Below are 12,237 nucleotides of genomic sequence, written 5' to 3'. Positions count from 1 at the left end.
CAACGGTCAGGCGGCGACCGTGTTCACCTCGTCGAGCGCCTTGCGCAGCGCGGCCTCGTCGAGGTCCTCGCCGATGAACACCAGGCGCGTACGCTGCGCCTCGCCGTCGCGCCAGCGGCGATCGAAGTGATGGTCGAAGCGGCGGCCCACGCCCTGCACCAGCAGACGCATCGGCTTGTGCGGCACGGCGACGAAGCCCTTCACGCGGTAGATGGTGTGCTGCTCGACCAGCCCGCTCAGCACGGCGATGAGACTGTCCCGGTCCACAGGCGGCAGCTCGATCACGAGCGAATCGAACTCGTCGTGGTCGTGGTCTTCCTCGTGGTCGTGGTGGCTCTCGCGCAAGTGGATGGTGCTTTCGGCAGCGCGGCCCTGGCCCAGCAGCAGCGCGAGCGGCAGCTTGCCTTCGGTGGCGCCGACGATCTTCACCTCGGGTGGCAGCTCTTCGCGCACCAGCGCCTCGACCTGTGCGCGCGCAGCGGCGTCCATGAGGTCGGTCTTGTTGAGCACCACGAGGTCGGCGGCCGAGAGCTGGTCTTCGAACAACTCATGCAGCGGCGATTCATGGTCGAGGTTGGGATCGGCGCGGCGCTGCACGTCGACCTGCGCGGGGTTCGCCGCGAACTGGCCCGACGCGGCGGCGGGGCCGTCGACCACCGTGACAACCGAATCGACGGTGAAGATGTTCGCGATGTCCGGCCACTGAAAGGCCTGCACCAGCGGCTTGGGCAATGCGAGGCCCGAGGTCTCGATGAGCACGGCGTCGAGCTGGTCGCGCCGCTCGGCCAGTTGCAGCATCACGGGCAGGAACTCTTCCTGCACCGTGCAGCAGACGCAGCCGTTTGCGAGTTCGTAGAGCGCGCCTTCGCGCTCGTTGCCCTCGTCGTCGCAGCCGATGCCGCAACCGCGCAGGATGTCGCCGTCGATGCCGAGTTCGCCGAACTCGTTGACCACCACCGCGATGCGGCGGCCCTCGGCATTGCCGAGGATGTGGCGCAGCAGCGTGGTCTTGCCGCTGCCGAGGAAGCCCGTGACGATGGTGACGGGAATCTTGGCGTTGCTTTGTGTCATGGAATGGATGCTTTCAGGCGCCGACGGCGCTCAGGGAATCAAGCGTCCGGCGCGTGCGTTGCGCACGCGCCGGCGAGAGGCTCGCCCTCTTCAACAGGACAGGAAGGGGGCGGCTGGCGCGAATCAGGTCGCGCTGTACAGGCGGCGCTCGACCAGGGCCGTGCCCTGCAGGCGGCGCCATGCCTTGGCGGCAGCCAGCACGCCCAGGTCGACCAGCGGCTCGACCAGCACGACGGTCATGTAGGCGGCGCCGAAGCTGGCGATCTGGCCCAGGTTTTCGAGCCCCGTACCGCGGCCGTAGAGCGCCCAGAAGCCGACCCAGACCACGATGCCGCCCTGGTAGGCCACGGACAGCTTGAAGGCCTGCTGGTAGCTGATGTCCACATAGGCCATGTTCGCGGGAATGATGCGGCGTGCCAGCGCGGCCGTGGCGAACAGCGGCACGAGCAAGGTCGTGACGTTCATGCCGTACTGCGGCAGGTCGGGCGGTGCGAAGAACAGGCTCTGAATGAGCAGGCCGCCGGCCAGGCCGATGGCCGCGGGCGCGAGCCCGAAGAGGAGCATCAGCGTGGTGCCCAGGATCAGGTGCACCTCGGACACGCCCACGGGATGGTGCGGGAACACCTCGAAGAAGCAGAACACGAGCATCACGGTGAAGACCGAACGCAGCAGGAGGCCGACGGGGCCGTCCTTCAGCAAGGTGTCGAAGGCGAGCTTGCCCGTGTAGGCCAGCGCGGCTGCCCCCGTGGCATAGCTGAGGAAGATCTTGGATCCGTCGACGAGACCGGGTTCGATGTGCATCGCGCACCTCCTGAATTGCACCGAAGTGCGAAAGTTGATTGTTGGGGGATGGACCGGCTTGCGCAAGTCCCCGTCATGAAACCCGGGAGCCTTGCAGCCCCCGCTGAACAGGCGACGGCTTCGGCTTGCGCCGCAACCGCCGCCAGCCGATCACCACGCCGCTCGCCGAAGCGACGGCGCCGATGATCGACAGGCACCACACCACGAGATCCCAGGCCGGTCGGTACTGGATGAGCCAGGGAAAGTCGAGGCTGTGCGCCGCATTGAAGAGCCAGCGTCGCAGCCGCGCATTGCGGTCGTTGCCGCCGGCCACCTGGCCGCTGGCCGGATCGATGTAGAGCCAGCTGCGCGCGGCATCGTCGAATTCGAGCCGCCACACGGGCAGCACGCGCGTGCGGTGGTGGCCGTACCAGTGGAAGTCCTCGCGCGTCTGCAGCGTAGCCTGCATGATGGCGGCGCCGGGGCGCAACCGCGCGGCGGCGTGCACGATGTCGTCGCGAGAGATCGATGCGGGCGCGCCGGTGGCCGCATCGATCACACGCCCGCGAGCCTGCGCGTCGCGCAGTTGCAGCAAGGGTTTGCCGTCGAACCATATCAGCAGTGCCTCGCGCGGCGCGGCGGTGTCCTCGCCTGCCGGCAATACAGTCGGCGGCCAAGGGAACGGCGACGCGCCAGCACCGGTGTAGCGCGCCATCGCGGCCGCATCGGCCGGTGCGCGCTGGAACCAGCCGTTGGGGTTCATCGAGAGCCAGCCGCTCACGATCCAGGTCAGCACGAAGAAGCCGCCGATCAGCCCCGCGATGTGGTGCCAGGCCATCCAGCCCGTGTACGGCGTGACCGCGCCGTTGCGAAAGCGCCGCCGCAGCCGGATGCGCAGGATGCCGATGACGATGCCCGTCACGGCCGAGACGATGCAGGCGGCCGACAACCACACGACCACGTCGTGCCACAGCGGCGGATCGGCGCGCAGCGGCGTGAAGTAGATCCAGTGCGGCACCGCGCCCAGCCAGTTCCAGAAGCGCTCGCTGCGCGTGGTGTCGCGCACCACCTCGCCGGTGCGCGAGGACACGTACAGCTCGGTGCCCGCCGCGTCGCCGACTTCGATGCGGTGCAACGGTCGCAGCGGGTTCAGCCCTTGCGGCACGGTCCACTGGTCGCGTTCCAGCGTTTCCACCCAACGCGCGCCGGGCTGTGCGGAGAAGCCGCGGGCGATGGCCTCGGCCTGCGACGCATCGACCGGCCCGAGCACACGGCCGTCACGCGCGGACACGGCATGCCGCCCACCACGCGCATCGACGATGCGCCACACGGGCAGCGGATCGGCGCCGCCCTGCATCTCCAGCGCCATGCGCCTGGGCTGCTGCGCGCGCACGGCCTGCGGCAGCGCATCGAGCGCGGCCGACGGCGTGACCGTCGCTTGCTCGAAACGCACCGGGCCGAGCCCCGCGAGCCGCTCCTCGTCCGTGAGGTTCGGATACCCCACGTACATCATGACCACGCCCGAGACGAACCACATGACGAATAGCAGGCAGCCGCCGATGCCCAGCCACCGGTGCGTCCAGTAGAGGGCGTGTCGGATGCGCGGCCAGGCGCGGCGCCATGCGAAGGTCATGACGTCCTCAGAAGGTCACGAATGCCGACAGCTCGAACGAGCGTGGCCGGCCCAGCAGCCACTGGTTGCCGCCGTTCGAGAACGAGACCGGGTACTTGCGGTCCGCGAGGTTGAAGGCGCGCAGCGCGAGCTTGAGCGACGGGTTCGCCTGCCAGCTCACGCCTGCATCGGCCACGGTGTAGGAACCGATCTGCCGCGTGTTGGCCGCATCGACCTGCCGCGCACCGACGTGGCGCACGCCGAACTCGGCCTCCCACTGCGGCTGGAAGCGCCAGTGCAGCCACAGGTTGGCCGCCACCTCGGGCACGCCGGCCGGCGTGTTGCCCGCGCGCGAGATCAGCGACTTGCCGACCGCTTCGTTGAAGTCGTCATAGCGCGCGCGCAGCCGCGCGGCGTTGGCTTCGAGGCGCAGCGTGGAAGTCAGCGCGAGGTCGAGCGTGGCCTCGATGCCTTCGGACGACTGCTTGCCGATCTGCTGCGTGATGGTCGGGTCGTTCGCGTCGCGCGAGAGCAGCTTGGTCTTCTCGATGCGGTAGGCGGCCACGCTCCAGGCACCCCGGCCTTCGGCCAGCTGGCGCTTGTAGCCCACCTCGACCTGCTTGCCGACGCTGAGCTCGAACGGCACCTGCGCGGTCGACGTGCTGATGAGCCCGGTGAGCGGATCGGCCGCGCGCGCCACCTGCGCATAGAACGACTGCGCGGCATCGGGCGCATAGACCACGCCGAGGCGGCCGGTGGCGTACTCGAAGGTCTTGTCCAGGCGCGGGGCGCGGTTCTGCGGATCGGTGCGCACGATCTTCGCGCGGTCCCAGCGCAGGCTGCCGACCACCGACCATTGCTCGTTGAAGGCCAGCTTGTCTTCCGCGAAGAACGAGTAGGCGCTGGTCTTCGTCTTGTAGCGCGGCAGGTAGGCCGAGGGCGAGGCGTAGTAGCCCGGGTTGAAGACGAAAGCATCGACCACCGAACGCCCGCCGTAGGGCGTGTCGCTCGAATGGAGGAAGTCGATGCGGTTGACGTCGAAGCCCACCAGCACCTGGTTCTTCAGGCCGAACAGCGCGTGCTTGAAGGTCGCGTCGGTGCGGTTGCCGATCTGCTCCTGGTCGTGGCCGATCTCCAGGTAGTCGCCGCGCGTCACGCGGTTCGTGGTGGCGCTGTAGGTGTAGCTTTCGCTGTTGCGCCAGTGGCGCTTGCTGTCCAGGCGGTAGAGCTGGTTGCGCACGGTGACGGCGCTGTTGGGCGTCCATTGCGCATCGAGGCGGGTCCAGCGGTCACGGTACTTGTCTTCGGCGTCGTCGAGGTTGTAGTTCTGCTCGCGGTTGAGGCTGCTCACGCGGCCGTTGATGAGCGGCACGCCGAAGTAGCGCTGCGGCGTCTGTCGGCCCTCGTCGTGCGAGAGCGTGAACTGCAGCTGCGGCGACACGTCGAGCCGCACCGCGGCGCCCACCGCCAGGCTCTCGGCTTCGCCGCGCAGCATGAAGCCGTCGGTCTTGCGGTGGCTGATGTCGAAACGGTACGAGAGCATGTCGTTGATTGCGCCGCCGCTGCCGAAGGCGACCTGGCGTGTGGCGTCGGAGCCCACGCGCACGAGCGCTTCGTTCTGGATCGGGCCGCGCGTGGGCTTCTTGGGCACCACGTTGATCGCGCCGCCGATGGCGCCTTCGCCGAACATCACCGAAGCGGCGCCGCGCAGCACTTCGATGCGGTCCGTCGACCAGGTATCGAACGGGAAGGTCACGGTGCCTGCGCCCACGTACAGGCGCGTGCCGTCGTACAGCTGCATCACCGAGCCGTGGCCGTTGAAACCACGCGCCGACAGCGACGAGCCGCCGTTGCCCGGCGCGGGCGAGCCGGTGATGCCGGTGGCGCGACTCGCGGCCTCGACCACCGACACATCGCCGCGCGCGCGGATGGTGTCGCCGGTGAGCACTTCGATGCTGGCCGGCGTTTCGAGCGGCGTGAGGCCGAGGCGGCTGCCGGTCTGCGTGGGCTCGTCCATGGCCAGCGGCGTGTGGCGGCTGGCCTCGACCTGCACGGGGGCGAGGCTGGGGCGGCCGGCGGCCGCATCGCCGGACTGGGCCAGGGCCAGTGTCGGCCCGCATGCGAGGCCGAGCCCCAACGAAATACCTGAAAGACCCGAAAGACTCGAAAGTCGTGCCCGTTGCGGGGGCTGGTCCGCGCGATCGCGCAGCGGCGATGCCTGATTCATCTGGTTTCTCCTCCGGCCTGCGTCCCCGCAGGCTCCTGACCGATCGAGGACGCCGAAGGAGAAGAGAACCGGGGCGGTGCCGTTTCGCGCCAGGAACGCGTGGGGAAAACGGCAGGCCCGGACACGCACTCCCGCAACGTCCGAAGGCGGTTGCGAAGGCCGGTATCCGGGCTCGCGGAGTGCGTCGGGGTGCAGACCAAGTGAATGCATCCCGGCGCCGAAACCCTCGCCTTCCCACGCCGAAGCGCAGTGGCTGCCCTGCAAGAAAAACGCAGGGGCGTGAGGGTGTCGAAATCCGCTGACCGTTGCGGGGGCAGCGCAGGAATGGAGGCGTCGATCAAGAGACGACGCCTCGCACCTGCTTCCCGTTTAACCCCGCAGCCAGTCCAGCGACTGGTCGTGCAGGGCACCTTCGAACCGTGGGGTGTTGGATGGCATCGGTGTGAACCAATGTTTCCAACCGGCGGGATTATAGGGAGCGCCTTGCCGCGACGCCCCTGCAGGCGGTGTCAGACGGGCTTGCCGTCGGGTCCGAAGAGCCGCCGCAGCACCGCCACGCCCGCCACCAGCGCGTTCGAATAGGTGGCGTAGGGCTCGTGCGCAGCCTCGAGCGGCGCGTACACATGGGTGATGTCGCCGGGCGCGCCGTCCACGGCCTCCATGAGCACCCAATAGAACTCCCCCTCCTCCAGTTCATGGACGGTGAGTGCGATGTCTCTGGGTAAAGGCATGACGGTAAGAGGTGAAACAGGGAATGAACCCGCCTTTGAACGGGCAAGGAGCCAGCGCGGTGGGCTGTCAGTACTAGGGGTTTTCCTACAGAGCATGTACGCCGCACGGCCTAATGTTAGGGGCGGGGAGCTGCATCAGAACAAGGAGTCAGCATGAAACATTTCACGCTTGAACCCAACATGCGCGCCAGCTTCGGTGGCGCGTTCTACCCGACCGGCTACTCCCTGGTGATGTTTCCGAGCATCGAAGACGCCAGCCGCATCGGCCACGGGCTGATCGAGAAAGGCATCGTGAGCGGCGACGAGGTCTACCTGATACCGGCCGAAACCGTCCTGGCGGAAATCGCACCGACCGTGCATGCCTCGCACAGTCCCCTGCCCTCCGCCGGCACCGACGGCGCCACGGTGCGCGCCTTCATCGAGCTGGCCCAGGAAGGCCACACGGGCCTCCTGATCCGCACCAAGGACGGCGCCATCACCGAGCGCGTGATGGAACTGGTACGTACCGTGCCGTACTCGATCGCCGAGCGCTACCGCACGCTGGTGATCGAGGACCTTTAGCCACCGGGTTGGGCGCCGGCCTGGGCACCAGCCAGGGCGTCGGCACCGACCCGACGCTCTGCTTCCACACCTCGGCAGCCGAGGTGGCAGGCGCCTGCGCCCAGCAAGGCCGGCAACAGCAGATTCACCACAGGCACCAGCGCCAGCAGCAGGATCAGTACGCCGAACGCCACCATCGCACCGCGCTGGCGGCGCACAACCCGCATGCGCTCCTCGCCATTCGCGATGCCGGCGAGCGCGGGCCCCACCAGAAAGCGGACGTTGAGGTAAGCCAGCAGCAGGAACAGCAACACGCCATTGATGACCGGCACCAGCAGGCACAGCAGCATTCCGAGGCTCGCGCCCAGCCAGGGGCCCAGTTGCTCGCGCACGCCGATCAGCCAGCCCGAGGACTCGACCTGCGACGGCTCGAGCGTCGGGTAGCGCGCCTGCACACGCTCGCGCACCTTGCCAAAGAGCACCCAGCGCAACGCCAGCCGGATGGTGGCGACGATGACGCCCGCATACCCCACCACCAACACCGCGCCCGTGAGCACCACCACATAGACCACCAGCATCGCCAATGCGGGCGCGATGCCCGCCATGCCCGTGATGCTCGCTGCACCGCCTCCTGCCATGCCGGGTATCAGACCGAGCGCCGCGCCGCCCAGAACGACGAAAGCCGACAGGATGCCGGCTGTCGTGCCAATCGGTTGGAAGTAGCGGTAGAACACCCAGCTCCACACAGCGAAGACCAGCAGGCACAGGCCTGCGGAACGCATGGCGATGCCGGGACGCAAACTGGAGCGGAAGGCCAGCGCAAGACAGACCAGGGACTCGCGCAACGCGCCGAGCAACGAATGCCATCGGGCTTTCAGAGACATGGGATGAGAAAAAAAGAAATCAGTGAAGGGTGCAGGCGAACGCCGCCCCCCCGGAAGATGGGCCTTTGGCCTGCGCAAACAGTGACAGGGGTGGTCGGCCAGCCAGTCGCTGGCGCCACCCCTCAGGCGGGCACGGCCATGGCGGCGGCGCGCTGCACCACATCCCGGGCCATGGCCTGGGCGAGTTCCTGTTCGCCCAGGAACACCTTCACATCCGTTTCGTCCGACAGCAGGCGGGCTTCCTGCTCGTTGTGGCTGCGCACCACGGTCTGGATCGTGGGGTTCAGCGTGCGGGCGGTCTCGATCATCTGGCGCACGTTCATGGCGTCAGGCGTGGCCACCACGAGCACGCGGGCGCGCGCGACGTGCGCCTGGATCAGCACCGCCGGGTCGGCCGCGTCGCCCCACACGGCCGGAATGCCCGCCTCGCGCAGCTTCTCGACCAGCTCCCGGTTCTGCTCGGCCACCACGTAGGGAATGTCGTGGGTCTCGAGTTCGGCCGCGATGCGGCGGCCCACCCGGCCGTAGCCGACCAGCACCACCTGCCGCGACAGGTACTTGGCCTCGGTGGTCATCGGCAGCTCGGCGAGCGGGTCGCTGCGCATGTCGAGCTCGCGCGCGAATTTCGAATGCGCGAGCAGCCATTTCTGCATCGGCGCAATGAGGCTGAACCACAGCGGGTTGGTGGCGATGGAGATCAGCGCGCCGGCCAGCACCAGGCTCTGCCCTTCCACCGGCAGCAGGCCGAGCGACACGCCCAGCCCGGCCAGGATGAACGAGAACTCGCCGATCTGCGCCAGGCTCGCACTCACCGTGAGCGCGGTGGCCAGCGGGTAACGGAACACCAGCACCAGCGCGCAGGCCGCAAGCGACTTGCCCAGCACGATCACGAGCACCACGGCCAGCACCTGCAACGGGCGATCCAGCAGCACCGACGGGTCGAACAGCATGCCGACCGACACGAAGAACAGCACGGCGAACGCATCGCGCAGCGGCAGCGACTCCTGCGCCGCTCGATGGCTGAACTGCGATTCGCGCATCACCATGCCGGCAAAGAAAGCGCCGAGCGCGAACGACACGCCGAACAACGCCGCCGAGGCAAAGGCGATGCTCACGGCCGCCGCCACCACGCACAGCGTGAACAGCTCGCGCGAGCCGGTGCGCGTGACCTGCCAGAGGATCCACGGGAACACGCGCCGCCCCACCACCAGCATCAGCAGCACGAAGCCGCCGACCTGCAGCAGCGTGAGGCCCAGCGTCTGCCAGACCGGCGCGCCGGTGGTGTCGGCGTTGGTGCCGCCCAACGCGCCGGCCAGCGGCGGCAGCAGCACGAGCACCAGCACCATCGCGAGGTCTTCGACCACCAGCCAGCCGACGGCGATGCGGCCGGTGAAGGAATCGAGGATGCCCAGGCTCTCGAGCGCGCGCAGCAGCACCACCGTGCTCGCCACCGACAGCGCCAGCCCGAACACCAGCGCCGCGCCCCAGCTCCAGCCCCACCACATCGCCAGGCCACCGCCGAGCAGCGTGGCGACCGCGATCTGTGCAATGGCGCCGGGCAGCGCGATCTTGCGCACCGCGAGCAAGTCGGCCAACGAAAAATGCAGGCCCACGCCGAACATCAGGAGCATCACGCCGATCTCGGCCAGCTGGGCGGCAATGCCCGCATCGGCCACGAAGCCCGGTGTGAACGGGCCGATGATCACGCCCGCCAGCAGGTAACCGACCAGCGCCGGCAATCGCAGCCGCGCCGCCAGGAAACCGAACACCAACGCCAACCCCAGGCCGGCGGCAATCGTATTGATGAGTGAGACGCTGTGGGGCATCGGTCCATTTTGCAGGAACGGGCGCCAACCTTTGAAGCCCACAGGCTTCTGCGGGCCCTCGAAACCTGTCGCGCGCCCTCGCATCTACACCCCTTCAGGCGCCACGCGAACTATCGTAGGCATAAAGCACTTCTATTCGCATCGACACCTTTCTCACTGAGAATTTGAGCGGTCCCCCCGTCCCTCACAACAGGAGCCTCCCCATGAGCAATGAGAAGACAGAAGCGAAGTGTCCGTTCAGCCAGGCCACCGGCGCCGGCACCACGAGCCGCGATTGGTGGCCCCAGCAGCTGCGCCTGGACCTGCTGCACCAGCACTCCTCCAAATCCGATCCCCTGGGCATCGGTTTCGACTACGCCAAGGCCTTCCAGAGCCTCGACCTGGCCGCGGTGAAGAAAGACCTCGCCGCACTCATGACCGATTCGCAGGACTGGTGGCCGGCCGACTTCGGCCACTACGGTCCGCTCTTCATCCGCATGGCCTGGCACAGCGCCGGCACCTACCGCATCGGCGACGGCCGAGGCGGCGCCGGTCGCGGCCAGCAGCGCTTTGCGCCGCTCAACAGCTGGCCCGACAACGTGAGCCTGGACAAGGCCCGCCGCCTGCTCTGGCCGATCAAGCAGAAGTACGGCCAGAAGATCTCCTGGGCCGACCTGCTCATCCTTACCGGCAACGTCGCGCTCGAAACCATGGGCTTCAAGACCTTCGGCTTCGCCGGCGGCCGCGCCGACGTGTGGGAACCCGACCAGGACGTGTACTGGGGCCGCGAGAAAACCTGGCTCGGCGGCGACGTGCGCTATGCACAGGGCTCGCCCGGCGTCGAGAAAGACCGCGGCGTGCTCGTGAAGGACGACGACAGCAAGGTGCCGCACACCCGCAACCTCGAGAACCCGCTGGGCGCCGTGCAGATGGGCCTGATCTACGTGAATCCCGAAGGCCCGGACGGCAACCCCGACCCGATCGCCGCAGCGCACGACATCCGCGACACCTTCGGCCGCATGGCCATGGACGACGAGGAAACCGTGGCGCTCATCGCCGGCGGCCACACCTTCGGCAAGACCCACGGCGCCGCACCGGCCTCGCACGTCGGGCCCGAAGCGGAAGCTGCGGGCCTCGAAGACCAGGGCTTCGGCTGGAAGAACAGCTTCGGCACCGGCAAGGGCGGCGACACCATCACCAGCGGCCTCGAAGTGACCTGGACCACCACACCGACGAAGTGGAGCAACAACTTCTTCGAGAACCTGTTCGGCTACGAATGGGAGCTGACCAAGAGCCCCGCCGGCGCGCACCAGTGGGTGGCCAAGGGCGGCGCCGGTGCCGGCACCATCCCCGACGCGCACGACAGTAGCAAGCGCCACGCGCCGACCATGCTCACCACCGACCTGTCGCTGCGACTGGACCCGGCCTACGAAAAGATCTCGCGCCGCTTCCTGGCCCACCCCGACCAGTTCGCCGACGCCTTCGCCCGCGCCTGGTTCAAGCTCACGCACCGCGACATGGGCCCGCGCGCCCGCTACCTCGGGCCCGAGGTGCCGGCCGAAGAGCTGGTCTGGCAAGACCCGATCCCGGCCGTCGACCACCCGCTGGTCGATGCAGCGGATGTCGCGGCGCTCACGAAGAAGGTGCTGGCCTCGGGTCTCACGCCCGCGCAGCTGGTGTCGACGGCGTGGGCCTCCGCTTCCACCTTCCGCGGCTCCGACATGCGCGGCGGTGCGAACGGCGCCCGCGTGCGGCTCGCGCCCCAGAAGGACTGGGCCGTCAACCAGCCCGCGCAACTGGCCCAGGTGCTGAAGGTGCTCGAAGGCATTCGCGGCGAGTTCAACGCGGCGCAGACCGGCGGCAAGCAGATTTCACTGGCCGACCTGATCGTGCTGGCCGGCGGCGCAGGCGTGGAACAGGCTGCGCGCAACGGCGGCCGCGAAGTGAAGGTGCCCTTCTCGCCAGGCCGCGCCGACGCCTCGCAAGAACAGACCGATGTGCCGTCGTTCGAACCGCTGGAGCCCGTGGCGGACGGCTTCCGCAACTACCTGAAGGGCCGCTACAGCGTAGCCGGCGAAGCGCTGTTGATCGACAAGGCCCAGTTGCTCACGCTCACCGCGCCCGAGATGACCGTGCTGGTCGGCGGCCTGCGCGTGCTCGACACCAACGTCGGCCAGACGCGCCACGGCGTCTTCACGAAGACGCCCGGCACGCTGAGCAACGACTACTTCGTCAACCTGCTCGACATGGGCACGGAATGGAAGGCCGTCTCGGACACCAAGGAGCAGTACGAAGGGCGCGACCGCAAGACCGGCGAACTCAAGTGGACCGGCACGCGCGTCGACCTGGTGTTCGGCTCCAACGCGCAGCTGCGCGCCATCGCCGAGGTCTACGGCAGCGCCGACAGCCAGCAGAAGTTCATCGACGATTTCGTGGCCGCCTGGACCAAGGTGATGAACCTGGACAGGTTCGATCTGGCCTGAGAAGGGGCGAACGAACCCGCCATGCCCGCTCATCCCACCCAGGCACGCCCCCTCGGCGTTGCAAATGCTCGCCATAGCCCGAGCTATGGCTGCGCTTTGCGCCT

Annotated in this window: 9 protein-coding genes and 1 riboswitch; of the genes, 2 read left to right on the top strand and 7 right to left on the bottom strand. The window is 68.2% G+C overall.

Annotated elements, in window-relative coordinates:
* Positions 1-6: 6 nt before the first annotated feature.
* The 5 genes from cobW to D3H34_RS09665 all read right to left on the bottom strand — a co-directional run bounded on the left by cobW (position 7) and on the right by D3H34_RS09665 (position 6,421).
* On the bottom strand, positions 7-1,071 hold the full coding sequence (gene cobW / locus D3H34_RS09685) for a cobalamin biosynthesis protein CobW (protein WP_119553236.1): 1,065 nt from the start codon (positions 1,069-1,071) through the stop codon (positions 7-9).
* Between the two features lie 123 nt (positions 1,072-1,194).
* The gene (locus tag D3H34_RS09680; protein WP_119553235.1) at positions 1,195-1,872 is read right to left on the bottom strand and encodes an energy-coupling factor ABC transporter permease; all 678 of its coding nucleotides are present in this window, start codon (positions 1,870-1,872) and stop codon (positions 1,195-1,197) included.
* A 73-nt stretch (positions 1,873-1,945) separates the two neighbouring features.
* Complete coding sequence (locus D3H34_RS09675; protein ID WP_119553234.1) at positions 1,946-3,484, bottom strand: PepSY domain-containing protein; 1,539 nt, start codon at positions 3,482-3,484, stop codon at positions 1,946-1,948.
* Positions 3,485-3,491: 7 nt separating this feature from the next.
* Positions 3,492-5,690: a TonB-dependent receptor gene (locus D3H34_RS09670; protein WP_119553233.1), complete on the bottom strand. Its 2,199-nt coding sequence runs from the start codon at positions 5,688-5,690 to the stop codon at positions 3,492-3,494.
* A 140-nt stretch (positions 5,691-5,830) separates the two neighbouring features.
* Positions 5,831-6,118: riboswitch (cobalamin riboswitch) on the bottom strand.
* An 81-nt stretch (positions 6,119-6,199) separates the two neighbouring features.
* Entirely contained in the window at positions 6,200-6,421 is a 222-nt protein-coding gene (locus D3H34_RS09665) for a hypothetical protein (protein ID WP_119553232.1), read from the bottom strand.
* A 153-nt stretch (positions 6,422-6,574) separates the two neighbouring features.
* Between D3H34_RS09665 and D3H34_RS09660 the strand changes: the two genes are divergently transcribed.
* Positions 6,575-6,982: a hypothetical protein gene (locus D3H34_RS09660; protein WP_119553231.1), complete on the top strand. Its 408-nt coding sequence runs from the start codon at positions 6,575-6,577 to the stop codon at positions 6,980-6,982.
* On the opposite strand, the gene D3H34_RS09655 is transcribed toward D3H34_RS09660, so the two are convergent.
* Positions 6,979-7,845 (bottom strand): EI24 domain-containing protein, encoded by an 867-nt coding sequence (locus D3H34_RS09655; protein ID WP_119553230.1) that lies wholly within the window; start codon positions 7,843-7,845, stop codon positions 6,979-6,981. The genes D3H34_RS09660 and D3H34_RS09655 overlap by 4 nt on opposite strands.
* Positions 7,846-7,967: 122 nt before the next feature.
* On the bottom strand, positions 7,968-9,671 hold the full coding sequence (locus D3H34_RS09650) for a cation:proton antiporter domain-containing protein (RefSeq protein ID WP_119553229.1): 1,704 nt from the start codon (positions 9,669-9,671) through the stop codon (positions 7,968-7,970).
* 203 nt (positions 9,672-9,874) lie between these two features.
* On the opposite strand from D3H34_RS09650, the gene katG reads away from it, so the two are divergent.
* Complete coding sequence (gene katG / locus D3H34_RS09645; protein ID WP_119553228.1) at positions 9,875-12,133, top strand: catalase/peroxidase HPI; 2,259 nt, start codon at positions 9,875-9,877, stop codon at positions 12,131-12,133.
* Positions 12,134-12,237: the final 104 nt, after the last annotated feature.

The organism is Acidovorax cavernicola (assembly GCF_003581445.1).
Note: the sequence above shows the minus strand (reverse complement) of the source record. Positions and strands in the feature narration are given on the sequence as shown.

What these genes read in the sequence shown, in the direction of transcription:
- D3H34_RS09665 (WP_119553232.1), bottom strand. Translation starts at nt 6,421, where the DNA reads ATGCCTTTACCCAGAGACATCGCACTCACCGTCCATGAACTGGAGGAG.
- D3H34_RS09655 (WP_119553230.1), bottom strand. Translation starts at nt 7,845, where the DNA reads ATGTCTCTGAAAGCCCGATGGCATTCGTTGCTCGGCGCGTTGCGCGAG.
- D3H34_RS09680 (WP_119553235.1), bottom strand. Translation starts at nt 1,872, where the DNA reads ATGCACATCGAACCCGGTCTCGTCGACGGATCCAAGATCTTCCTCAGC.
- cobW (WP_119553236.1), bottom strand. Translation starts at nt 1,071, where the DNA reads ATGACACAAAGCAACGCCAAGATTCCCGTCACCATCGTCACGGGCTTC.
- katG (WP_119553228.1), top strand. Translation starts at nt 9,875, where the DNA reads ATGAGCAATGAGAAGACAGAAGCGAAGTGTCCGTTCAGCCAGGCCACC.
- D3H34_RS09660 (WP_119553231.1), top strand. Translation starts at nt 6,575, where the DNA reads ATGAAACATTTCACGCTTGAACCCAACATGCGCGCCAGCTTCGGTGGC.
- D3H34_RS09675 (WP_119553234.1), bottom strand. Translation starts at nt 3,484, where the DNA reads ATGACCTTCGCATGGCGCCGCGCCTGGCCGCGCATCCGACACGCCCTC.
- D3H34_RS09670 (WP_119553233.1), bottom strand. Translation starts at nt 5,690, where the DNA reads ATGAATCAGGCATCGCCGCTGCGCGATCGCGCGGACCAGCCCCCGCAA.
- D3H34_RS09650 (WP_119553229.1), bottom strand. Translation starts at nt 9,671, where the DNA reads ATGCCCCACAGCGTCTCACTCATCAATACGATTGCCGCCGGCCTGGGG.